At 60.9% G+C, this 23,815-nt stretch carries 21 protein-coding genes; 15 read left to right on the forward strand and 6 right to left on the reverse strand.

Annotated elements, in window-relative coordinates:
* The first annotated feature begins 8 nt into the window (after positions 1 to 8).
* Both NZ453_RS11000 and NZ453_RS11005 read left to right on the forward strand, forming a co-directional pair.
* Positions 9 to 530 (forward strand): glutaredoxin family protein, encoded by a 522-nt coding sequence (locus NZ453_RS11000; RefSeq protein ID WP_263770621.1) that lies wholly within the window; start codon positions 9 to 11, stop codon positions 528 to 530.
* The gene (locus tag NZ453_RS11005; RefSeq protein WP_263770622.1) at positions 527 to 1,294 is read left to right on the forward strand and encodes an exodeoxyribonuclease III; all 768 of its coding nucleotides are present in this window, start codon (positions 527 to 529) and stop codon (positions 1,292 to 1,294) included. Before NZ453_RS11000 ends, NZ453_RS11005 begins: the two co-directional genes overlap by 4 nt.
* A 152-nt stretch (positions 1,295 to 1,446) precedes the next feature.
* On the opposite strand, the gene NZ453_RS11010 is transcribed toward NZ453_RS11005, so the two are convergent.
* The 5 genes from NZ453_RS11010 to NZ453_RS11030 form a co-directional block, all read right to left on the reverse strand.
* Positions 1,447 to 2,304 carry an oxidoreductase gene (locus NZ453_RS11010; RefSeq protein WP_263770624.1) on the reverse strand — a complete coding sequence of 286 codons (858 nt, stop codon included), beginning with the start codon at positions 2,302 to 2,304 and terminating at the stop codon, positions 1,447 to 1,449.
* A gap of 106 nt (positions 2,305 to 2,410) precedes the next feature.
* Positions 2,411 to 3,187 (reverse strand): 16S rRNA (adenine(1518)-N(6)/adenine(1519)-N(6))-dimethyltransferase RsmA, encoded by a 777-nt coding sequence (gene rsmA / locus NZ453_RS11015; protein WP_263770625.1) that lies wholly within the window; start codon positions 3,185 to 3,187, stop codon positions 2,411 to 2,413.
* A gap of 117 nt (positions 3,188 to 3,304) precedes the next feature.
* A complete protein-coding gene (gene pdxA / locus NZ453_RS11020) occupies positions 3,305 to 4,312 on the reverse strand; it encodes a 4-hydroxythreonine-4-phosphate dehydrogenase PdxA (protein WP_263770627.1) in 1,008 nt (335 codons plus the stop codon).
* A gap of 5 nt (positions 4,313 to 4,317) precedes the next feature.
* Positions 4,318 to 5,625 carry a peptidylprolyl isomerase gene (locus NZ453_RS11025; protein WP_263770628.1) on the reverse strand — a complete coding sequence of 436 codons (1,308 nt, stop codon included), beginning with the start codon at positions 5,623 to 5,625 and terminating at the stop codon, positions 4,318 to 4,320.
* A gap of 10 nt (positions 5,626 to 5,635) precedes the next feature.
* Positions 5,636 to 8,383 carry an LPS-assembly protein LptD gene (locus tag NZ453_RS11030; RefSeq protein ID WP_263770629.1) on the reverse strand — a complete coding sequence of 916 codons (2,748 nt, stop codon included), beginning with the start codon at positions 8,381 to 8,383 and terminating at the stop codon, positions 5,636 to 5,638.
* A 664-nt stretch (positions 8,384 to 9,047) separates the two neighbouring features.
* On the opposite strand from NZ453_RS11030, the gene NZ453_RS11035 reads away from it, so the two are divergent.
* The 12 genes from NZ453_RS11035 (at position 9,048) to hemF (ending at position 20,682) form a co-directional block, all read left to right on the forward strand.
* Positions 9,048 to 10,067 carry an aminoglycoside phosphotransferase family protein gene (locus tag NZ453_RS11035; protein WP_263770630.1) on the forward strand — a complete coding sequence of 340 codons (1,020 nt, stop codon included), beginning with the start codon at positions 9,048 to 9,050 and terminating at the stop codon, positions 10,065 to 10,067.
* 33 nt (positions 10,068 to 10,100) lie between these two features.
* Entirely contained in the window at positions 10,101 to 10,793 is a 693-nt protein-coding gene (gene murU, locus NZ453_RS11040) for an N-acetylmuramate alpha-1-phosphate uridylyltransferase MurU (protein ID WP_263770631.1), read from the forward strand.
* Positions 10,790 to 12,088: an aminopeptidase P N-terminal domain-containing protein gene (locus NZ453_RS11045; RefSeq protein WP_263770632.1), complete on the forward strand. Its 1,299-nt coding sequence runs from the start codon at positions 10,790 to 10,792 to the stop codon at positions 12,086 to 12,088. Before murU ends, NZ453_RS11045 begins: the two co-directional genes overlap by 4 nt.
* A complete protein-coding gene (locus NZ453_RS11050; protein WP_263770633.1) occupies positions 12,081 to 13,256 on the forward strand; it encodes an FAD-dependent monooxygenase in 1,176 nt (391 codons plus the stop codon). The genes NZ453_RS11045 and NZ453_RS11050 overlap by 8 nt, the downstream gene beginning before the upstream one ends.
* 112 nt (positions 13,257 to 13,368) lie before the next feature.
* Positions 13,369 to 14,187 (forward strand): septum site-determining protein MinC, encoded by an 819-nt coding sequence (gene minC, locus NZ453_RS11055; RefSeq protein ID WP_263770634.1) that lies wholly within the window; start codon positions 13,369 to 13,371, stop codon positions 14,185 to 14,187.
* Between the two features lie 89 nt (positions 14,188 to 14,276).
* Positions 14,277 to 15,098, forward strand: coding sequence for a septum site-determining protein MinD (minD, locus tag NZ453_RS11060; RefSeq protein WP_263770635.1), 822 nt, complete (start codon positions 14,277 to 14,279; stop codon positions 15,096 to 15,098).
* A complete protein-coding gene (minE, locus tag NZ453_RS11065; RefSeq protein WP_263770636.1) occupies positions 15,098 to 15,361 on the forward strand; it encodes a cell division topological specificity factor MinE in 264 nt (87 codons plus the stop codon). The genes minD and minE overlap by 1 nt, the downstream gene beginning before the upstream one ends.
* A gap of 139 nt (positions 15,362 to 15,500) precedes the next feature.
* Complete coding sequence (gene dusB / locus NZ453_RS11070) at positions 15,501 to 16,535, forward strand: tRNA dihydrouridine synthase DusB (RefSeq protein WP_263770637.1); 1,035 nt, start codon at positions 15,501 to 15,503, stop codon at positions 16,533 to 16,535.
* The gene (locus NZ453_RS11075) at positions 16,532 to 16,768 is read left to right on the forward strand and encodes a helix-turn-helix domain-containing protein (RefSeq protein WP_263770638.1); all 237 of its coding nucleotides are present in this window, start codon (positions 16,532 to 16,534) and stop codon (positions 16,766 to 16,768) included. Before dusB ends, NZ453_RS11075 begins: the two co-directional genes overlap by 4 nt.
* Positions 16,769 to 16,798: 30 nt before the next feature.
* Complete coding sequence (purH, locus tag NZ453_RS11080; protein ID WP_263770639.1) at positions 16,799 to 18,391, forward strand: bifunctional phosphoribosylaminoimidazolecarboxamide formyltransferase/IMP cyclohydrolase; 1,593 nt, start codon at positions 16,799 to 16,801, stop codon at positions 18,389 to 18,391.
* A gap of 84 nt (positions 18,392 to 18,475) precedes the next feature.
* Positions 18,476 to 19,744 carry a phosphoribosylamine--glycine ligase gene (gene purD / locus NZ453_RS11085; protein WP_263770640.1) on the forward strand — a complete coding sequence of 423 codons (1,269 nt, stop codon included), beginning with the start codon at positions 18,476 to 18,478 and terminating at the stop codon, positions 19,742 to 19,744.
* Positions 19,745 to 19,749: 5 nt separating this feature from the next.
* A complete protein-coding gene (hemF, locus tag NZ453_RS11090) occupies positions 19,750 to 20,682 on the forward strand; it encodes an oxygen-dependent coproporphyrinogen oxidase (RefSeq protein ID WP_263770758.1) in 933 nt (310 codons plus the stop codon).
* A 336-nt stretch (positions 20,683 to 21,018) separates the two neighbouring features.
* Here the strand turns inward: hemF and pdxR are convergent, their stop codons facing one another.
* Complete coding sequence (gene pdxR, locus NZ453_RS11095) at positions 21,019 to 22,488, reverse strand: MocR-like pyridoxine biosynthesis transcription factor PdxR (protein WP_263770641.1); 1,470 nt, start codon at positions 22,486 to 22,488, stop codon at positions 21,019 to 21,021.
* Positions 22,489 to 22,644: 156 nt separating this feature from the next.
* Here pdxR and NZ453_RS11100 point away from each other — a divergent pair, with 156 nt between their 5' ends.
* A complete protein-coding gene (locus NZ453_RS11100) occupies positions 22,645 to 23,760 on the forward strand; it encodes an ABC transporter ATP-binding protein (protein ID WP_263770642.1) in 1,116 nt (371 codons plus the stop codon).
* Positions 23,761 to 23,815: the final 55 nt, after the last annotated feature.

Raw genomic sequence — 23,815 nt, forward strand, 5'->3', positions numbered from 1 at the left:
ATCGTTCCATGCTCGCTGCCCGCTTGTCCGCGCTTGCCGTATTCTCCGCGCTTGCCGTCACGCTCGCCCTGCCGGCCGATGCTCAAACCACCTATCGCTGGATAGACAAGGCGACCGGAAAAACCGTTTTCTCCGACCAGCCGCCTCCGCCGGGAGCGAAAGTCATCCAGACCAAGGAAGGCAAAGCGCCTGCCGAGGAAGCCCCGGTCCCTTACGCGGTAAAGCAGGCGGCGGAAAAATATCCCGTCGTGTTGTACACGGCAGCGAATTGCATCGAAGCGTGCAAGCAGGGTCGTGACTTGCTGAACGGCCGCGGCGTCCCGTTCTCGGAGAAGATGCTGAGCAAGGACGAGGAAATCGCTGAGCTTTCGGCCAAGCTCGGCAGTGAAGTCTCGGTACCGACCCTCTTCGTCGGGCAACAGAATTTCAAGGGGTACGAAGCGGGTGCTTGGAACAACCTGCTCGACTTAGCGGGTTATCCGAAGTCCGCACCTTACGGGGCCAAGCCGTCCGGCGCGTTTGCTAAATGAAACTGGCGGCGTGGAACGTCAATTCGCTGAAAATCCGCTTGCCCCACTTGTTGGAATGGCTTGCTACTGAACAGCCTGACGTCGTCTGCCTGCAAGAAACCAAACTCGAGGATCACGGTTTTCCACGCCAAGAAATCGAAGCCGCCGGTTACGAAACCGCGTGCTCAGGGCAAAAAACGTACAACGGTGTCGCGCTCCTTTCGCGTCGCGGGCTGAGTGACGTGGCGTGCTCCAATCCGCATTACCCCGATCCGCAGAAACGGTTGATCGCCGCGACTGTCGGCGATGTCCGGGTGATCAGCGCCTATGTGCCAAACGGGCAAGCCATCGGCAGCGAAAAATACGCTTACAAACTCGGGTGGCTAGAAGCACTTGAGAAATGGCTGAGTGAGGAGCTGACTCAATATCCCCAGCTCGCAATCGCCGGCGACTTCAACATCGCCCCCGAAAATCGCGACGTGCACGACCCCGCTGCCTGGGCAGGACAGGTACTCTGTTCGGAACCTGAACGCGACGCCTTTCGCCGCCTGCTCTCCCTCGGTCTGCACGACAGCTTCCGCTTATTCGAGCAACCCGAAAACAGCTTCTCCTGGTGGGACTACCGCATGCTGGGGTTCCAGAAGAACCGCGGTCTGCGCATCGACCACATTCTGCTTTCGGCACCGCTCGCCGCGCGGTGCCGAACATCGAAGATCGTGCGCGAAATGCGCAAGCGCGAGCGCCCCTCGGATCACGCGCCGGTCGTCGTCGAATTAGCAGACTAACCGCTGCTCCAGCCCCGATAGCGGGCTGCCTTCTGCCGAATTCCGGCGCCTCCACCCGTTGCTCGCGTCTCTCCGAACCCAGACAATGCCAAGCTGGCGGCACTCCGTACCGTCCCCGGGGGAAAAACCGGCTGGAATAGTCGTTTCGGCGCTTACTCCTTGGGGAAGTCAGCTCCGCGCGCAACGGCTTCCCCTGCGGCGAATTCGGTGCGCAACTCGTCGAGCTTTTTCATCGCGAGATCGTAAGCCGAATTTCCAAGCAAGAGGTGATGCGGCGGATTCCCCGAGTCCACGGCTTCGACAATCGCTTTCACCGCGCGCGCCGGGTCGCCGGCCTGCTTTCCCGAAAACTCGCGCAACTGGTCGCGCTTGGTGCCCGCTGTCGCCTCGTAGTCCGCTATCCGCATCGGGCTCTCGTTGGCGGAACGTCCCGCCCAATCGGTGCGAAAGCCGCTCGGTTCGACGACCATGACGCGGATACCGAGTGGTTCCACTTCCTGCCACAAGGCTTCCGAAAGCCCTTCGACGGCAAACTTCGTCGCGTTGTAATAGCCGAGCGCAGGAAACGAACGCAGTCCCGCGATCGACGAAACGTTGATGATCGTGCCGCTGCGCCGCTCCCGCATTCCCGGCAGCACGGCGGTGACCATACGGCCGAGGCCGAAAACGTTGACGTCGAACATCCAGCGCACCTGATTCTCTTCGCTCTCCTCCACGGCACCGAAGTAGCCGAGGCCAGCGTTGTTCATCAGCACGTCGATGCGGCCGAAGCGATCATGCGTTGCCTTCACCGCCGCGTCGACCTGCTCCTGGCGCGTCACATCGAGTTTGAGCACGAGCGCGTTTCCCTTCGCGGTAAGGTCCTTGACCTGCTCGGGGTTACGTGCCGTCACTACCGTCGGATAACCGCGCACCAGCAGGTATTGCGCCAATTCGCGGCCGAACCCGGTCGAGCATCCGGTGATGAACCAGACGGGTTTTTCCAGGTCGGCCGCGGCCGTAGTACTCATTCGTTTTCTCCTTCAAGAACTCAAGGGTATCGAACAGATCGTAGAAGCTTAGGAGGCAGAGCCTTATCTCGATCGGTTACGAGGTGACGCTTCAGCGCCCGGCGGACTATCGCCCCAACGCATTTGACAAGCGCACATAGTCGTCGACCGAGAGTTCCTCCGCTCGCGCCGTCGGGGTTATCCCCAGCCGCACGAATATCTCTTCGTCAACAACACCTTTCAGCGTGTTCCGCAGCATCTTTCGCCTCTGCGAGAAAGCCGCCGCAACGAGATCGGACAGACATTTTTCATCCTTCGCTGTCAGATCCGAAGCAAGTTTTGGAATCAACCGCACGACCGCTGAATCGACCTTCGGCGCCGGATCGAAACTCTCGGGCGGCACGTCGAGCAGCCAGTCGATGACATACCGATATTGGAGCATCACCGACAGACGACCGAAATCGCCTGTGCCGGGCTCCGCCGTCAGGCGTTCAACCACTTCCTTTTGCAACATGAAGTGCATGTCGAACACCCGGTCGGCAAAATCGCGCAGATGGAAGAGTAACGGCGTCGAGATGTTGTAAGGCAAATTGCCCACGATGCGAAGGCGCTCGCCAATGCCTGCGAGCGCCCCGAAGTCGAACATCAGCGCATCGCCCTCGTGGATCGTGAGCCGATCCGGTGAATAGCGCTGACGCAGACGCGCCACGATATCACGATCGATCTCGACGACATGGAGATGATCCACACGCTTCAACAGCGGATCGGTGAGCGCGCCCAAGCCGGGCCCGATCTCGACCACGCAATCGGTTCGCGCAGGAGCCACGGCGTTGACGATATCGCCGACAATGCCTGTATCGATCAGGAAATTCTGACCAAAACGCTTGCGCGCGATGTGCTTCATGGTCTTGAGATTTCCCCGCGTTGGAGCTGGCAAACAAGACGCAAGATCGTCGCCATAACCTGCGTAAGCGGTATCAGCAAACGCAACATTGCCTTCTTCACCAGTAACTCGCAGAGCTCAGGCACGCTGCGCTGTCGCACCGGCACGCGCCGCCATTTCAATTGCTTGGTCGACAGCGACGAACAGGCTCCCCGGATCGGCCTTGCCGGTTCCCGCCAATTCGAGCGCCGTACCGTGGTCCACCGACGTGCGGATGATCGGCAAGCCGAGCGTGACGTTGATGCCATTGCCGAAACTGGCATATTTCAGTGCCGTCAGACCCTGATCGTGATACATCGCGAGCACGCAGTCACCCTTGGCCAACATGGACGGTGTAAACATCGTGTCGGCCGGCAAAGGTCCAAGGAGTTGCATGCCTTCCTGACGCAAACGCTCAAGCACTGGGCCAATCACTTCAATTTCCTCACGCCCGAGATAACCGCCCTCGCCCGCATGGGGATTCAGTCCGGCCACCAGAATTCGTGGTTGGGCAATGCCGCACTTTCGACCCATCTCCGCATACAGGACGCGTATAACGCACTCAAGCGATTGCGGGGTGATAGCGTCCGGTACGTCCCGCAGCGCGAGATGCGTTGTTGCGAGCGCCACGCGCAGGCCGCCGCCCGCCAACATCATGACCACTTGGGCGGTATTCGTCTTTTCTGCGAGATACTCGGTGTGTCCAGTGAAGGGAATGCCAGCGTCGTTGATCACGCCCTTGTGGACCGGTGCGGTAACCATCGCCGCGAACTCGCCGCTGACACAGCCCTCCAGCGCACGGTCGAGCAACCCCAGCACGTAGGGGGAATTCGCCGGGTCGAGTGTTCCCGCCTGGGAAGGTCGGGCCAATGGCATGTGCAACACCTCCAGCGCGCTCGCTTCCGAAGGTGTCCGTGGGTCCCATTCGCGCAGTCGAAGCCTTGCTCCCGTTTGAGCCAGGCGCTCTGCAAGCAACTGGTGGTCGCCAAGCAAAATCAACCGTACTCCGGAAGCCATCACGTTGCGTTCGGCAAGCCGTAGGCAGAGCTCCGGCCCCACACCCGCCGGTTCGCCCGACGTCACGGCGATGACTTGAACCTTCCCCATGCGGCTCAACCTTCGTCGAGCCTCAGTTCGACGTACGCACGATCACGCGCTTGACGCAACCAGTCCTGGTACGCTTCATCCAGCTTGCGCTCGCGCAACGCCTGCCGCGCCGCCTGTCGCTGCCGGTCGGACGACACGTCCTGCACACGGCGCTCAAGCACCTCAATCAAATGGAATCCGAATGGGGACTGTACCGGCTCGCTGATTTCGCCAGGCTGCAGGCGGTTCATCACGCGCTCGAATTCGGGCACCGTGTCGCCCGGATAGATCCATCCCAGATCGCCGCCCTTCGTCGCCGATCCGTCCTGAGAAAACGTGCGGGCAAGTTCCGCGAAGTTGGCGCCATGCCTCAGACGTTCGGCCAGCCCTTCCAGCTTGTGACGCGCATCGGCTTCCGAAACGAGCTCATTAACCCGCACAAGGATGTGCCGCACGTGCGTTTGTTGGACGGGAGGCAATGAAGCCCCTCCGCTCTTCGATAGCACCTTGACGATATGAAAGCCGTTAGGGCTACGCAGCAGTGGCGTTACGTCGCCCACCTTCAGTTTCGTCACCGCCTCCGCGAAAATCGCCGGAAAACGTTCGAGCGACCTCACGCCCATGTTGCCGCCCTGCAAACCATCCGGGGCATCTGAGTAGGCCGCCGCTAACTGGGCGAAATCCTCGCCGCGACCGATCCTCTCCAGAATCTGGTCTGCTTTAGCTTTGAGTTGCTGTATTTGTTCCGGACTCGCCGACTCGGGAGCACGTAACAAGATATGCGCCAGACCATACTCTTCGGCCGCATTGTCCTTGCCTGACTGGCCATTAAGATAATTGTCGATCTCGCCCTCGGAAATCACAATTTTGCTTTCAACCTCGCGCTCACGGACGCGCGCAATCGTCATTTCCTCGCGGATGTCCTCGCGGAATTTCGCGTATTCGATACCGTCCTTCTGCAAAGCTTGCCGGAACTCCATCATCGACATCTTGTTACTCGAAGCGATCCGCTGCAGGGCTTGTTCGAGCTGAGCGTCATCCACTCGCAATCCGATCTCGCGCGCGAATTGCAGCTGCACCTTATCCGTCACCAGGCGCTCAAGCATCTGCTTTTCGAGCACATCGCGGGCTGGCAAGGGCGTTCCCTGCCGCCGCAATTGCGAGACGGCAACGTCGAGACGGGCGCGCAGCTCATTCAGCGTGATTACTTCGTCGTTGACGACAGCGACGATGCGGTCGGCCGAAATCGGTTCCGACGGACGTTGCGCCGACTGCGCAGAAGCGGTGGTCACGAAGCAGAGACAAAGAATCGCGGCACGAAATAGAGACATCATGGGGAACCTTCTATTCGTCAAAACCCGAATCCGTACCCGGTTGGTTGATCAGGCTGTAACCTTGAATATTGCGCTTGAGCAGCTTGAGCGGATCGGATCCGATACGCGAGAAGTCGTTCAGTTCAAGCTGGACGTAGAACGACGTCGACGTGTTGTCTTGTGTCAGCGCCTGTCGCCGGAAGACGCCACGCACGACCCAACAACCACCGTTGTACTCGAGCCCCGCGATCGATTCGATCAGCCGTCCGTCCTTGGATCCCGTCGACGTGGTCGAGGCGGATGAGTCGTCGCCGAAGGAATAGTTGAAACGGCCGACGAAATGCCAACGCCCGGTGATGGGCCACTGCCCGGAGAAGTCGACCTGATCGATCGGCGCGCTGGCATCGCGGTTGTAACGATAGGCGGCATTCAGCACCTTGCCGGGAGCGGGCTGATAGCGAATGCCGGTCGAATACCGCTTGGCTTGCCGATTCTCGAGGTTGTATTGCCAAGCGGCATCGGCATATACCTTGGGCAGTATCTGGCCACTGAACGCTGCCAGGAAGTCGGAGCGGTCCCACTTCTCGTTATCGTCTGTCGTTGTGGTGGTCGTCAGCCCAACCTTGTTGCGCGTGAAGTAATAGCGTTGACCAACCATAGCACGGGCGACCTCGTTGCCGCTGTCCGGCTCGAGCAAGCGGCTCGTCACCGCAGCCGTCAGCTGATTGGCGTTGTTTAGCCGGTCCCAACTCGAGAATTGATTCTCAGAGAAGATCTGAGCAAAGTTGAAATCCGCAAGCCCCGTGTCGAAGAGCGGTATGTCGTCCTGGTTTTTGTACGGGATGTTCAGGTAGTAGAGACGAGGTTCCAATGTTTGCGTGTAGTCCCGGCCAAACCAATTGCTGGTTCGCTCGAAAGTCATCCCGGAGTCGACGCTGAACACCGGCAACGTCACGCTGATCGAGTTGGGGGTCCCCGCGGCTTGGCCGGACAGCGCATAGTGGCGGACATTGAGGCCCACCTTTGGCGTGACATACCACCCGGGCGTCACATAGGGCACCGCGAGTTGCGGATAAGCCACCAGCCGCCGACCGCTGTCTCCGTCGATCGTCACGCCGCTCATGACTTGGTCGCGCCGGGTGAAATTGGTGTATTGGCCGAGGAAGCTCGCGTCCAGCAGGTTCCAGTCGGGCTTGCGAGCCGTCAACGTGATCTGCGGCAGGAGACGGTACTGCTCGCGCACCGGGTTCTTCGCATCCGGCTGCAGCGTCTGGTACTGCTGCAGGTTAACCGTCGTCGACCACCAGCCGCCGCCACCGTACGAGAGAACCGCCTGTTGGAGAAGCTGCGTCGAGGACGTCGCCGCGATATCGCTGGAGAGATCCGTATAGTAGTCGTCGTCCGAGACCTTGCTGTAGTTGATCTGGCTCGAAAATCCACTGGCAGTGGATTGTGTGTGCCGCAACGAAAGCCCGTAACGGTTATCCCCGTTCTTGTTATGGTCGTTCGGCAGATACTCGATATGCGCTTCGCCCTGGTAGGTGCCCCCATAAGCGGTATTGAGATATCGAAACTCATTGTTCAATTGCACGCCGCGCTTGGTCATCAGACGCGGAGCGATCGTCGCATCCATGTTCGGTGCGATATTCCAGTAGTACGGCTGAGAGTATTCGATTCCGTTGTCGGTACTCGTTCCGATGCTTGGCGACAGCAATCCGGACTTTCTCTTGTTATTCAGTGAGAACGAGAGCCACGGGGAGTATAAAATCGGGACATCCTTGAAGTAGATCGTCCCGTCCTTGCCTTCACCCACCTCGCGGTCGTAGTCCAGTTTCAGATCGGATGTTTTGGCGTACCAATCCATGTTGTCTGGCGAACACGTAGTGTAGGTCGCGTTCGTCAGCCGGACCTGGTTTTCACCTTCGAAGTTGATCCGATCCGCCTGTCCAAAGGCTTCGGTGGTCGACCTGGCCATCTTGATCGAGTTCGAGAACCGTTGAGCCTGTGGCGTTTCGAAACCCGAGTTCAACCAGTCGCCATCGAGATCGTCGGTTGTCCGCGGCCGGAACCCTCGTTTTTCGGCTGCGAGCTTTTCCGCATCCGGTTGGCGTTTGAAGGTATAAACCGGCTGATCGAAAAAGCCGACCTGATCCTCGATCTTGAGGCGCATCTTAGGACCGGTGACAAGGTCTTCCCCCTGCTCCAGACGAACATTGCCTTCGCCTTCAACCTCGTTGTCGATCGGCCAGTAGGTCATGCGGTCCGCTTTGACGACGGTGCCGATCTTGCGTACCTCGGCGTCGCCTTCGGCCACGAATTCGCGGTCCACCGTACCGCCCATGCGCTGAGCGCTGAGGAACACCGGCCGGGACTCATCGCTCTTCCTGCCGAGCGTCTCCATCTTGGCCGACGGCCGCAAGGCGAGGGCAGGAAGATCGTCCGGCACTTCTTCCTCATCCCGGGGCCCGGTGGCCGCGACAGTAGGCGGGCGCGTGTCCGAGGACGAAGCCAGCTGATCCGCTGCCTCGCTGCCTGCCGCACCGTACGGTCTCCGTTGCCGGTCGCGTTCGCCCCCGGGCAGGGAGGACGAAGCCACCGAACTAGACGACGGCGCGGAGGCAGTCGTAGTCACCGGAGGCAAACCGAGGAGCGCCGGGTCGACTTTCAGCGGCTCCAGCGAAGTAACCGAAGTCGCTTTCGGCCCAGGCACGGCTGCGGGGGTGGAACGCGCACTGGCTGCCTGAGAAGCGGGCGCCTTGGCCGCCGCAGTTGCGGGCACCGGCGGCACCGAACGCGGCTCGGTACTTGTCGAGGCCGCCGCCGTCGCGTTAGGTGAGGATTGAGATTGTATCGGCGCTGCTGCGGCCCCTTGGGGCACACTTTCCGCCCCGGCGCGTACAGCATTGGACGAGCCTGCGACTTGCGGTATGGGCTCGCTTTTGGCGGGCGCGGTTGCGGGCGTATTCGCCGGCTTGGCCGTTTCGAGAGGCCGCGCCTCGACCTCCGCGGACTCCACCGGATTGATGTCAGCTTTAGGCTTTTCAGCCACCGGCTCCGCAGACATCCCCGGTTTGGCGTCGACGCGAGATTTAGCTCTATCCTCGGAACTGGGCGACGACGCTGTTCCGGCCGGTTCCTTCCGTACGTCCTTGCTCGGGGACGATGCTTCTGGAGCAGGCAGCGGAGGCAAGCCAAGCAGCACCGGGTCCACGCGTAGCGGCTCGGGGGCTTGGGCGAAAGCCTTCCCTGCGAACGCACCGCCAACGGCGCTCGCAAAACCATAGCAGAGGAGCAGCGCCACTCGTGTGCGCCGGAAAGACGAATTCATCCGAGAACAATCACAAATTGGGCGCAGCGAATTGACGTATTTCGGCGGCGCGGCAGCTATCTGGGCCAATGATAAAATCGCTGCATTTTAGCACCATAGCTCCGGGAGAAGCGGCATGCCGCGTACTGTCCTGCTGCGCGACTGGCTTCATGACCTTTTCTCGCGCACACATCCTCAACACGATTTCGCGATCGAGCCCGCGTCAGCAGATGCGAGTTTCCGCCGCTATTTCCGAATTCGCATGCCGGACGGCGAAACCCGCATTGTCATGGACGCACCGCCGACACACGAGGATTGTCGCCCGTTCCTCAAGGTAGCCGGCCTGTTTCGAGAAGCCGGCGTACACGTTCCAGAGGTCTATGCCGAGAACCTCGATCACGGCTTTCTGCTTCTTTCCGATCTTGGCAATACCACCTATCTGAACGTCCTCGACGAAACGACCGCGCCCTCCCTGTATCGCGACGCGAATGCAGCGCTGGTTGCAATCCAGCGCGCTAGTCAGCCGGGCATCCTCCCGGACTACGACCGTGCATTACTCGAACGCGAACTCGCTCTCTTTCCCGACTGGTACGTGGCCAGGCATCTCGACACCTCCCTGAACGAAAAGCAGAGCCACGACTTGCGCGAGACGTTCGAAAAGATTCTCGCCAATAATCTCGCTCAACCCAAGGTGTACGTGCATCGTGACTACCATTCGCGCAACTTGATGCTGCGGGACGGAGGCTATCCGGGGAATCCTGGGATCATCGACTTCCAGGATGCCGTCTACGGCCCGATTACCTACGATCTCGTTTCACTTTATCGCGATGCCTACATCACATGGGAGGAAGAGCAGGAGCTCGATTTCGTGATCCGGTACTGGGAAATGGCGCGCCAGCAGGGGCTGCCCGTCCGCGACAACTTCGACGACTTTTACCGCGACTACGAATGGATGGGGGCACAGCGCCAGATCAAAGTGCTCGGCATTTTCGCCCGGCTGTTCCACCGTGACGGAAAGGACGGCTACCTGCGAGACATGCCGCGGGTAATGGCTTATCTGCGCCGAACCTGCGAACGCTATCTCGAACTCCGGCCGCTCGCGAGGCTGCTCGATCAACTCGAAGGCAACGCCACCGCGGTCACATACACTTTCTAGCTTTGCTATCGAGACAACGAGAACGCCGCCGATATGAAAGCCATGATCCTCGCTGCCGGCCGCGGCGAACGCATGCGGCCGCTCACGGACCACACGCCCAAACCGCTCCTTTCCGCTGGCGGAAAACCGCTGATTGTCTGGCATCTCGAACGCCTCGCGGCTACCGGTTTTCGCGACGTAGTAATGAACCACGCGCACTTAGGCGAGCAGATCGAGGCTGCGCTGGGTGACGGCCGCCAGTTCGGCCTCGCGATCCGCTACTCCGCCGAACCGCCAGGGGCCCTCGAGACCGCGGGTGGCATCGCCAAAGCGCTGCCCTTGCTCGACGACGAGCCTTTTCTCGTTGTGAACGGCGACGTCTGGTGCGACTGGGATTTTAGGCGCGCCCACACACTGCGTCCGCGCTACGCCCATTTGGTCTTCGTGGACAACCCGCCGCAACACGCCGGTGGAGATTTCTGCCTTGATGGACAGACAGTGCGCTATGCACAGGATGGCCCCCCACCCACGCTCACCTACGCGGGCACGGGCGTTTTCTCGCCGCGGTTCTTTGCCAGTGTTCCAAGCGGCGCCGTTCTCAAGCTTCGCCCCCTGCTCGATGACGCTATCGCCCGCCGCGAAATCACTGGGGAACGCCATGACGGTCGATGGGTCGACGTTGGAACCCCCGAACGTCTCGCGGAGCTCGACCGGACTCTGCGACAAACTATGAGAACAAGCACATGAAGCACGAACCTTACTCAAGCCGTCGCCAGGCGTTGCTGCGCCGCATTGGCGACGGCATCGCGGTCGTACCGACCGCTCCCGAGCATATACGGAACCGCGATTCCCACCATCCCTATCGCTTCGACAGCTATTTCTGGTACCTCTCGGGTTTTCCAGAACCGGAAGCGGTCGCTGTGTTCATCGGCGGCCAAGAACCAAAGTCGATCCTCTTCTGCCGCGAAAAGAACGAGGAACGCGAGGTCTGGGACGGTTTTCGCTATGGCCCGGAAGCGGCGCGCGAGGCTTGCGGCTTCGATGAGGCCTACCCGTTCGCGGAATTCGAAAAAAGATTCCCTGATCTTCTCGCGAACCGTGGCTCGCTGTGGCATACCTTGGGCCACGACGCCGCCTGGGACGCGAAGATCGTCGACGGCCTCAACGAGGTTCGCGCACAGGTTCGCGCGGGGAAACGGGCGCCCACCGAAATCCGCGACCTGCACCAAGAACTCGATCGCATGCGGCTCGTCAAGGATGCCCGCGAAATCGGCATCATGCGCCATGCGGCCGCGATCGCCTCGGCGGGCCACGCACGCGCCATGCGCGCCTGTCGCCCCGACATGGCCGAGTATGAACTCGAGGCAGAACTGTCCTACGAATTCCGTAAGCGCGGCGCTGACGGTCATGCCTATGCACCGATTGTGGCCGGGGGGCGTAATGCCTGCGTCTTGCACTACGTTGAAAACGACAAGCTGCTGGCGGCAAACTCGCTGGTGCTCATCGACGCTGGTTGCGAGGTCGGCGGATATGCTTCAGACATAACCCGAACATTTCCGGTGAACGGAAAATTCGGCGCCGTGCAGCGCGACGTTTACGAGATTGTGCTTGCCGCCCAGCAAGCGGCGATTGACGCCATCAAACCTGGTGCGTCGTTCATTGCTTACCACGAGGCCGCCTTGCGCGTTTTGGCGCGGGGGATGCTCGACCTGAAGTTGCTCGAGGGCAACCTCGACGGATTGATCGAAAACGAAGGCTACAAGCGCTTCTATATGCACCGAACCGGGCATTGGCTGGGTCTCGACGTACACGACGCCGGCGAATACAAATCGGGAGACGAATGGGTAACGCTCGTTCCCGGCATGACGCTGACCGTCGAACCTGGGATATACATCCGCCCCGGCCCCGACGTTCCCGAACACTTGCATGGAATTGGCGTGCGCATTGAAGACGACGTGCTGGTGACCGAAAGCGGACGAGAGGTCTATACGACGGCGCCGAAGACCGTCGCCGAAATCGAGGACGTAATGCGCGATGAGTGACAACGGTTCCGATTCCGCACTCCCGTACGGCGATCTGCATACCGACATCCTTATCGTCGGCGCCGGCCCCGTCGGCATGACGCTCCTGCACGCCCTATCGGAAAGCGGCAAGCGTGTCCTCATCGTAGACCGGAAACCCCGTGGCGCCTGGGTTTCGGACCCGCGCACCCTCGCCCTCTCGCACGGCAGCCGACAAGTGCTCGAACGCCTGCATGCGTGGGACAACTCTGCCGCCACGCCGATTCGGGAAATTCACGTCTCACAGGCAGGCGGCTTCGGGCGCACGCACATCAACGCAAGCGACTACGAGCTCCCGGCGCTGGGCTACGTCATGCGTTACAGCGATCTTGCCGCGTCCCTGGATGTCGGCATTGCGCAGAACACGTTGATCGACCACTGTGAGGTCGCCGACCTAGCGATCGAAGGGGACGAAATCCACGCAAACATAGATCGTCACGGTCGTCGCCTGCGCATTGTTGCGCGCCTCGTCGTGCACGCGGAAGGAAGCGGCACACAGTCTCCCGACGTAAAGGTTCGTGACTACGGACAACGCGCCCTGATCACCGACGTAACCACCGAGCCCACCCATGGCCATCGAGCCTGGGAACGGTTCACGCCGGACGGTCCGCTCGCCCTGTTGCCCAACGGCCGCAACTATGCCGTGGTCCTGACAGCCCCGCAGGCCAAAGCCGAGGAGTTGGCGATGCTTAACGACGAGGCTTTCCTCGACCTTCTGCGCGAACGTTTCGGCGCGCGTATGCGCTTCGTCTCGACGGGGCCGCGAGCCAGCTATCCCTTGGCCCTCCGGGTGCGCACCCCGCTTGTACGACCGCGCCAGGTATGGATCGGGAACGCCGCGCAGACGCTGCACCCGGTTACCGGCCAGGGTTTCAACCTAGGGTTGCGCGACGCCTGGGAACTGGCAGAGGAGTTGCATCGTCGTACCGATTCAGGCGCTCCCGAAACACTTGCCGCGTATGCGGCGCGACGCCGGGTCGATCGTTATGGCGGCGCAGGTTTCACCGACGGTATCGTCCGCCTCTTCTCGAACGACATCTCGCCGTTACGCTACGCGCGCGGCATAGGGTTGCTGGCCCTCGACCTTGCGCCACCGTTACGGCACTTTGTCGCCCGTCGCATGATCTGGGGTGCCCGCGCCTGGATATAGGGATAGCGGCAACAAGACGATAAGTTGGCAGCGCCCGCCCCTAGGCGTTCTCACCCGATGTGGGCTAGACTCTGAGCCCCGCAGCGAAGCCTTTCGTGTGCTCGTAACCGCCATGGCCCGTACGATCAAGAAAACACCACTTATCGAATTCAAGGGAACGACGCTTCCCGTCGTCAGCGTCACCTTACGTACCTTGCAAACGGTGGCCCTCGCCGGAGCCGCCAAGGAATTGTTTGGCGACGAGGGGTTTTTCGAGGGTGACGCTGCCGTCATCGAACTCGACCGGGCGGAAGAGGCCGAGTCGGCGGGTCCAGTTGACTGGACGGCTCTGCGTTCCGAACTCCGACGACACGGGCTTAACGTGATTGGCGTGCGCGGCGGCAGTGAAGCCCTGAGGGACTCCGCGGCGCACGCAGGACTGCCGACGTTCGCGGCCTTCAAGCGCGCCGTGCGTGGTGAGGCGCCCTCCGCCCCGGCCGAGGAGACGAAGTCGGTGACCGCCGCGCGGGAGCGCGCAACCGAAACAATCAGTTCGGTGCCGGTCGCCCCGCCTCCGCCTCCAACGCCAGTCAACGCGCCGACGCTCGTCATCGACCGACCCCTGCGTTCCGGCCAGCAAGCTTATGCCCGTGGAGGAGATTTGGTCGTCCTTGCGGCCGTTAACGCTGGAGCCGAGGTTATCGCCGACGGAAGCATCCACGTGTACGCGCCGCTGCGCGGTCGCGCCCTGGCCGGCGCGAAGGGCGCGACCGACGCACGAATCTTCACCACACGTTTCGAAGCCGAACTGGTTTCGATCGCCGGGGTCTATCGCACCTTCGAGGGCGGCGTGCCGAATGAACTGGCCGGGCATCCGGTCCAAGTCCGCCTTGTCGGAAATGACGCCGAAGGTGCAACACGGCTAACGCTGGACCCTTTGGCGACCACTTGAGCCGGGCAAGCGGCCCGCGCGTGCAGCCAACTCCGCGGTAAAACGCGGCAACAGGTAAAATTGCTATCTTTTTCCAGGGAGAAAGAGCCTTGACACGGATCGTCGTCGTTACATCGGGCAAGGGAGGAGTCGGCAAGACCACCACCAGCGCCAGCTTTTCTTCCGGTCTCGCCCTGCGCGGCTTCAAGACCGCGGTCATCGATTTCGATATCGGTCTGCGCAATCTCGATCTGATCATGGGTTGCGAACGGCGAGTGGTCTACGACTTCGTCAACGTCATCCACGGCGAAGCCACGCTCAGCCAGGCGCTGATCAAAGACAAACACTGCCAAAAAGACAACCTTTATGTGTTGCCCGCATCCCAAACACGGGACAAGGATGCGCTCACTGAGGAAGGTGTCGAAAAGGTTCTCAAAGAGCTCGAACACATGGGCTTCGACTACATCGTCTGCGATTCGCCGGCCGGTATCGAACGCGGTGCCGTCATGGCACTGACCTTCGCCGACGAAGCGCTGATCGTCACCAATCCGGAGGTGTCGTCCGTACGCGACTCGGACCGCATCCTGGGCATCATCCAGGCGAAGTCGCGGCGCGCGATCGCCGGCGGTGTGCCGGTGAAAGAGCACCTGCTCATCACCCGTTACTCGCCGAAGCGCGTCGACGAAGGCGAAATGCTGTCCTACAAGGACATCCACGAAATTCTGCGCGTACCGATCATCGGCGTGATCCCGGAATCCGAGTCAGTCCTGCAGTCATCGAACCAGGGCACGCCGGCCATCCATATCGAAGGCAGCGACGTTGCCGAAGCGTACATGGACGTGGTCGAGCGTTTCCTCGGTACCGAAAAACCGCTGCGCTTCGTCGATTACGAAAAGCCGGGATTGCTCAAGCGACTGTTCGGGGGTAAATAATGTCCCTGCTCTCTCTGATTTTCGGCAACAAACCCAAGACCGCGTCGGTGGCCAAGGAGCGCTTGCAGCTCATCATCGCGCACGAACGCAACGGCGGTGGCAAGGCGGACTTTCTGCCGGCGCTGCAGAAGGAACTGATCGCGGTCATCTCGAAGTACGTGGCCGTGGCTCCCGACGACATCAAGGTCTCTCTGGAAAAGCAAGGCAACTACGAAGTCCTCGAAGTCAATATCGTCCTGCCTGAACCGGGAAACGCCCGCTGAATCTGTCGTAGAGCGGCGGCCAACCGGCCGTCGCGTCCGTTCTGCCGATACTCTCCCCATGCGGGATTGACTATTTTGTAGGCGGCAAATCGCGGTAAAATTCGCCCTTCCGCCGTAAACACTTCGTTGTTGTCACCGCATGGAATTCGTCGGCTTTACGCTCAGGAACAATCTGTTTGTCGCGCCGATGGCCGGGGTGACGGATCGGCCTTTCCGCCAGCTCTGCAAAAAGATGGGCGCGGGCTTGGCCGTGTCCGAAATGGTCACATCGAACTCGTTGCTTTACGGCAGCGCCAAGACGCAGCGGCGCGCCAATCACGACGGTGAGGTCGAGCCCATTTCAGTGCAGATTGCCGGCGCCCAACCGCAGATGATGGCTGATGCCGCTCGGCACAATGTAGAGCGCGGAGCGCAGATCATCGACATCAACATGGGCTGCCCGGCCAAGAAGATCTGCAACGTGATGGCCGGGTCGGCGTTATTACGCGACGAGCCCTTGGTCGGACGCATTCTCGAAGCCGTCGTACGTGCCGTTCCGGACACGCCGGTGACGCTCAAGATCCGTACGGGCTGGGACAAGAACTCGCGTAATGCGCTCTCGATTCTCAGGATCGCCGAGCAGTCGGGAATCCGCGCGCTGGCCATGCACGGCCGCACGCGGGCTTGCGGGTACACCGGCGAGGCGGAATACGACACGATTGCTGCGGTAAAAGCCGCCGCCCGCATTCCGCTAATCGCCAACGGCGACATCGACTCTCCGGAGAAGGCCAAGCACGTACTCGACGTTACCGGTGCCGATGCGCTGATGATCGGTCGCGCCGCGCAAGGGCGGCCGTGGTTGTTCCGTGAGATCGAGCATTACCTGAAAACCGGCACGCACCTGATGCCGCCGCGAGTGAGCGAGATCCACGAAGTGCTGCTCGCCCACCTCGAAGACCTGTATGAATTCTATGGCGTCGACGCGGGGGTCCGGGTCGCGCGCAAACATATCTCCTGGTACACGCGCGGCTTGGCCGGATCTGCCGCGTTCCGCCACAGCATGAATCAGCTCCCCGACGTGGAACAACAGCGCCGTGCCGTAAACCAGTTTTTTCACGGTCTCGCCGGGCACGGCGAAAGGCTGTGCTATATAGCGCCGGGCGACGATAACGAAAGCGAGGAACTCGCCGCATGAAACGCGCGAACGACATTTCCGCCTGCATCGCGGGTGCCCTGGAGACTTATTTCGAAGATCTGGATGGCGAAGTCCCGGGAGGCGTCTATGACATGGTGTTGAAGAGTGTCGAGCGCCCAATGCTTGAGGTGGTACTCAACCGGACCGGCGGCAACCAGACGCAAGCGGCCGAGATCCTCGGCATCAACCGCAACACGTTGCGCAAGAAACTTGTCGACTACAAGCTCGTCTGATTTCCGAACTCCTCCTACAAAAGAGCATCCATGAAAATCCGCCAAGCCCTGATCAGCCTTTCCGACAAACGCGGTGCGCTTGACTTCGCCCAAGGCCTCGCTGCCCTTGGCGTCAAGTTGCTGTCCACCGGCGGTACAGCGAAACTGCTACGCGAGGCCGGTCTCGCCGTGACCGAGATCGGCGACTACACGGGCTTCCCGGAAATGCTCGACGGTCGCGTCAAGACGCTGCATCCGAAGGTCCACGGCGGCATCCTGGCTCGGCGCGACGTGCCCGAACACATGGCAACAATCGAAAAACACGGTATCCCGACGATCGATCTCGTTTGCGTCAACCTCTACCCGTTTGCCGCGACGATCGCCAAGCCAGGGGTGGCGCTGGAAGATGCAATTGAAAACATCGACATCGGCGGCCCGGCAATGGTCCGCTCCTCGGCGAAAAACTACGCCGGCGTTGCCGTCGTCACAGACCCCGAGGACTACGCAGCGTTGCTCGACGAAATGAAGGCCAACGACGGTGCTCTGACCTTGGCGAGCCGCTTCAATCTGGCCAAGAAGGCGTTCACGCACACGGCCCGCTACGACAGCATGATCGCCAACTGGCTGACAGGCCTTGACGCCGGCGTGGAGGCGAAGCCGGCCGAGGCGGCACCGGCCCCATCGGTCTTCCCGGATCGGTTGCAGCTGGCCTTCGACCGCGTCGAGATCCTTCGCTACGGCGAAAACTCACATCAGAGCGCAGCCTTCTACCGCGACGTCCATCCGGCCGCCGGAAGCATCGCCGCCTACACCCAGTTGCAGGGGAAGGAGCTCTCGTACAACAACATTGCCGACGCCGACGCGGCGTGGGAATGCGTCAAGACTTTCGAAACGCCGGCCTGCGTCATCATCAAGCACGCCAACCCCTGCGGCGTAGCCATCGACGCCAAGTTGCTCGGCGCATACGAAAAAGCTTTCAAAACTGACTCCACCTCCGCCTTTGGCGGCATCATCGCCTTCAACGGAGAAGTCGGTATCGATGTGGTCAACGCCATGAATGAGCGCAAGCACTTCGTCGAGGTGTTGATCGCCCCGTCCTACACCGGCGAGGCGAAAGCCGCGCTCGCCGCGAAGCAGAACTTGCGCGTGCTCGTCGTTCCTCTCGCCCGCCAGCTCAATACCTTTGAGCTCAAACGCGTCGGTGGCGGCCTGCTGGTGCAGACGCCCGACAACTTCAACGTACAAGCCAGTCATCTGAAGGTGGTCACCAAGGTCCAGCCGACGGCGCCACAGATCGAAGATCTGCTCTTTGCCGAGCGCGTCGGCAAATTCGTCAAATCCAACGCCATCGTTTTCTGTGGCGGCGGGATGACGCTCGGTGTCGGTGCGGGCCAGATGAGCCGCGTCGATTCGACCAAGATCGCTACCATCAAGGCCAAGGCGGCCGGGCTTGACCTGAACGGTTCGGTCGTTGCCTCCGACGCCTTCTTCCCGTTCCGCGACGGTCTCGATGTACTCGCCGAGGCCGGCGCCAAGGCGGTGATCCAACCGGGCGGCTCGATGCGCGACGAGGAAGTTATCGCCGCCGCCGACGAACATGGGATCGCCATGGTATTTACCGGTGCCCGCCATTTCCGCCATTGATCCGCGACGGGGAGGCGGCCAAGCGATGAACACGATACGCCCAACCGCCCCCAAACCGTTTTTCACTACCGCGTTACAGCCCTTATGAAACTACTCGTCATCGGTTCCGGCGGCCGAGAACACGCCTTGGCTTGGCAACTCGTCAAATCGGCGGGCCCGCAGAAGGTCTACGTCGCACCGGGCAATGCGGGTACGGCACGCGAACCGGAACTTGAAAACGTCAACATTACCGACCACGAAGCGCTCGCGGATTTTGCCGAGAAGGAAGGAATCCACCTGACGGTCGTGGGGCCGGAGGCGCCGTTGGCGGCGGGTATCGTCAATCGCCTTCGTGCACGCGGACTGAAGGTCTTCGGGCCAACGAAGGAAGCCGCCCAGCTCGAGAGCTCGAAGGACTTCGCCAAGCGCTTCATGGCGCGGCACAAGATTCCGACCGCGCGCTTCGAAACCTTTACGGACATGGCGGCAGCACACGCGTACGTCGAACAGCAAGGCGCTCCGATCGTCATCAAAGCCGATGGCCTGGCGGCCGGCAAGGGTGTCGTCGTTGCCATGACGCTGGAAGACGCGCACCGTGCGATCGACGACATGCTCTCCGGCAACAAGCTCGGAGAGGCCGGATCGCGCGTTGTCATCGAGGAATTCCTCGAAGGCGAAGAGGCAAGTTTTATCGTCATGGTCGACGGCAAGAACGTTCTGCCGCTGGCGTCGAGCCAGGATCATAAGCGCATCGGCGATGGCGACACCGGTCCAAATACCGGCGGCATGGGCGCCTATTCACCGGCACCGGTCGTCACGCCGGCGATCCACGCCAAAGCGATGCGCGAAATCATTCTGCCCACGGTACGCGGAATGGCCGCCGACGGGATTCCCTACACCGGATTTCTCTACGCCGGCCTGATGATCGGCAAGGATGGATCGGTGAAGACGGTCGAGTTCAACTGCCGGCTCGGCGACCCCGAAACGCAGCCGATCATGATGCGTCTCAAATCCAATCTGCTTACACTGCTCGAACACGCCGTCGCCGGGAAGCTCGATCAGGTCGAAGCGGAGTGGGACCGCCGAGTAGCACTCGGCGTTGTGCTCGCCGCCTCTGGTTACCCGGACACCCCGCGCACGGGCGACGTGATCAGCGGCCTCCCGGAAGAAAATGAAAACGTCCACGTCTTCCACGCGGGGACCGCCGAACGCGACGGCAAGGTCGTCACCTCCGGTGGACGCGTTCTCTGTGTCACGGCGCTCGGCGACAACGTCAAGCAGGCCCAGAAGCACGCCTACGATGCGCTTGTGGGCATCCACTTCGACGGCATGCAGTACCGGCGCGACATCGGGCACCGCGCCACCAGCCGCTAACGATGATCGAGGCCGGGGCGCTCAAGTCGTACTTCACCGGCCTGCAGCAGCGCCTGGTCGCGGCCGCCGAGGACGTTGAGCGGCTCACGGGGGACGCGACGAGCGTTTTCCGGCGCGATGCATGGACCAAGGAGCCCGGCCGGCCTCTGACTGGCGGTGGGTTGACGTGCATCATCGAGGATGGCGCCGTGTTCGAGCGCGGCGGTATTGCATTCTCCCACGTAGCCGGCAAAGAGCTGCCGCCGTCGGCGACGGCAAAACGCCCCGAACTCGCCGGCTGGGGATTCGAAGCGATGGGCGTGTCGCTCGTCCTGCATCCGCGTAATCCCTACTGCCCCACCGCGCATTTGAACGTCCGCGCGCTACTGGCGACAAACGCGACCCATGGAGCAGACGAGCCCGTCGGCTGGTTCGGCGGCGGCATGGACCTCACGCCGTACTACCCTTTCCTCGACGATATCCGCCATTTCCATGGCACGTGCAAGGCGGCGCTCGCTCCATTCGGCGACGAGCTTTACCCTCGCTACAAGCAGTGGTGCGACGAGTATTTCTTTCTCAAGCACCGCGGCGAACCGCGCGGCGTCGGCGGCGTATTTTTCGACGATCTGAGCGAGGGTGGTTCCGAACGCTGTTTCGCGCTCACGCAGGCTGTCGGTAACGCCTTCGCACAAGCCTACTTTCCGATCGTCATCCAACGCTGGCAGACCCTCTACGGCGAACGCGAACGCGATTTCCAAGCCTATCGGCGCGGGCGTTACGTCGAATTCAACTTGCTGTGGGACCGCGGCACCCTGTTTGGCCTTCAGTCAGGCGGGCGCGCAGAATCTATCCTCATGTCGTTGCCGCCACTCGTGAAATGGCGATACGACTGGCACCCTGAGCCGGGGACGCCGGAGGCGGGCCTTTACGACGTGTTGCAGCCTCGGGACTGGGTGTAGGCAGCCGGCGTTAAATGCCGCTTGCATCATAAGGAACAGGCAAAAAAAATCCCGCGCCGGTACGGCACGGGATTGAAATCCCATCATTGCGATGGGTCAGGGAGGGTCAAACGTTGCCAGCGGGGGGCGCTGAAGCAACGATTGCAGTGTACGTCGCCGACTGCCCTCCGTCTGTTGGTCTTGTTTGCCTGTTGCGTAACAGTATGTAAGCGCTTTGCCTGCTCTCCTGTGCGGACTGCGGCACGCCGTCGGCATACTGCACACAGATGAAAGAACTTGGATCACCTTGGAAAATGCAAGAGAGGCGACGAGGAAGGCGAAGAACGCCGAAATGAATCAGAGAAAGCGTTCGATCACACGCGCCAGGCGCGCCGCGGCCGAAACGATCGTTTTCTCCGGAACCGCTGCAAACCCGAGATTCAAGCCGGGATGGCTGAACTGGGGCACTGCGTGATACATACTCAGAGGCCGGCACACGACGCCCTCGGCAAGCGCATCGGCCGCAATCAGCGTGTCGTCGACCGGACGGTTGAAGCGATAGAGTAGTTGCAGTCCCGCGTGTCCCCCCGAAACGCTGACCACGTCGCCAAGCCGTGACTCCATCGATTCGCGCAAAGCGTCGCGACGTTCCCGATATACTGAACGCATACGCTTGATGTGAGCCGAGAAATAGCCTTCGGCGATAAACTCGGCCAAGGCCGCTTGCTCGGTCATCCGGCCACCACGGTAAAGCTCCGAGTTGCCGATGACAAACGGATCAACAAGATCGTCGGGGAGGACCATGTAGGCCAGACGGAACCCCGGGAACATGACTTTGCTCAAGGTCCCGGTGTAGATCACGCGTTGGCGTCGACAGAGACCGAACAGCGAGGCCACCGAGCGATCGTCGTAACGCAGCTCGTTGTCGTAATCATCCTCGATGATCCATGAACCAAACTGGTGCGAGCGTTCGAGCAACTCTAGCCGCCGGTCCAGCGACATTACGATTCCGGTCGGATACTGGCTCGACGGCGAAGTAAAGATCAAGCGCGGCGGGGCGGCCCAGTCTTCCTCGGTGGGCGCCAACCCTTTGTCGTCGAGAAGGATCGGCTCGACGTTGAGCCCCGCCGCTCGCAGCACGTTGCGCGCCCCCCAGTAGCCCGGATCCTCGATCCAGACGCGATCGTTCGGGTCAGTCAGCATGCGCGCGCACAAGTCCAGGCTCTGGTGCGTGCCGTTGACGATAACGATCTGCTTTGGATCGACGACCATCATGCGCGTCACGCGCAGGTAGTCGGCCAGAGCCACCTTGAGCGGCCCGTAGCCAAGGTGCGTGTAGTGCAGCAGGCGCGACTGGGAGGGATGAATGTACTTGGCGACGAGGCGCCGCCAGATGCTGAAGGGAAACAGGTCGACGTCCGGAACGCCGGGCATGAATGCACCATGTTGGATCACGCTGCTCGCGGCGTGGTTCATGATGCCATTGCCGCGCTTCGATAAGCCTTCACGCCGCGTTCCCAGCAGGCGCTTTGGCGGGGCTGCCTTGCTTGCCGAATCGACGATGTCGGACACATAGGTTCCGTCGCCCACCCGCCCTTCCAGATAGCCTTCAACGAGCAGTTGCTCATAGGCGCGAACGACGGTATTGCGGCCCATGCCGAGGTCGTCAGCCAAACGTCGCGTCGGGGGCAACTTCGTCCCCTGCCTCAACGCGCGATCGAGAATCGCCAGGCGTAGCGCCATATAGAGACGAAAGCGCAGCTTTTCCGCGGACAACTGGCGGCCCAGATATTGCTTCACGACCTCGATAACCAGATTTTGTTCCATGGTGCCGACCCAAATTGGTCTCACATAATCAACAAAAATTGGTTCTCATTTTGACCAATGATTTCCCTATGATCAAGCTGTGGTTGATTGAGATTGGCATTGGAAGTCGCCGCCCGACGGCACCGGATAGTGAATACCAACGGCAAGGAGATGAAAGTGAACAAAAGCGATCTGAAGAACGCCGTGCCGCACGTAACCTTTCGCAAGGTGCAGAAAACTTATGACGGCGAGAATCTGATCGTCCGCGATCTCAATCTCGATATTCGGCGCGGCGAGTTCCTGACGCTGCTCGGTCCGTCCGGTTCGGGAAAGACGACCTGCCTGATGATGCTCGCGGGATTCGAAACGCCGACCGGCGGCGAAATTCGCCTCGGTGACAAAGTCATCAACAGCGTACCGCCGCATAAACGCAATATCGGCATGGTGTTCCAAAACTACGCGCTGTTTCCACACATGACGGTGGCCGAGAACCTGCGCTTCCCGCTCGCGATCCGCAAGCTGAAGGCATCCGAAATCGACGCGAAGGTCACACGCGCACTTGATGTCGTACAGCTCGGAGCGTACGGCGATCGCTATCCGCAGCAGCTTTCCGGCGGACAACAACAGCGCATCGCACTTGCCCGCGCGCTCGTATTCGATCCGGAACTGGTACTGATGGACGAGCCCCTCGGCGCGCTCGACAAGCAGTTGCGCGAGCGCATGCAACTGGAAATCAAGCATATCCACGAAGAGCTGGGAATTACGGTCGTCTTCGTCACGCACGACCAGAGCGAGGCACTGACGATGTCGGACCGTATCGCCGTGTTCAACCACGGCGTGATACAGCAGATCGACAGCCCGACGGCATTGTACGAAAAGCCCGCGAACAACTTCGTCGCCAACTTCATCGGCGAGAACAATGCGCTCGACGGCACCGTGGAGTCGCTGCACGGCGAAACCTGCCAGGTACGCCTCGACAACGGCGCGCGGGTACAAGCGAGCATCGGCAACGTTGTCAAACCGGGATCGCGCGCCGTGCTTTCGGTTCGCCCCGAGTGCGTACAACTGAACGCGCAGTCGCTCGGCTGCGCCAATCGTCTTGGCGGATATGTCAAAGAGATCATCTATCTCGGCGACCACCTGCGCGTACGCGTCGAGCTTGCCGGTCGCAAGGAGCTCGTAATCAAGGCGCCGGCGGCGCAGCACAAACACCGGTTCGACATGGGAGATGCAATCCATGTCGGCATCAACCCGGAACAGCTGCTGGCCCTCGATCCCAGCGTTGCCGCCTGACCATGACTTTCTTCACCCGTACGACCTTATCCGATCAGCACTGCTTATTTTCACC

Source organism: Propionivibrio soli, assembly GCF_025770765.1.
GTDB classification, from domain to species: Bacteria; Pseudomonadota; Gammaproteobacteria; order Burkholderiales; family Rhodocyclaceae; genus Propionivibrio; species Propionivibrio soli.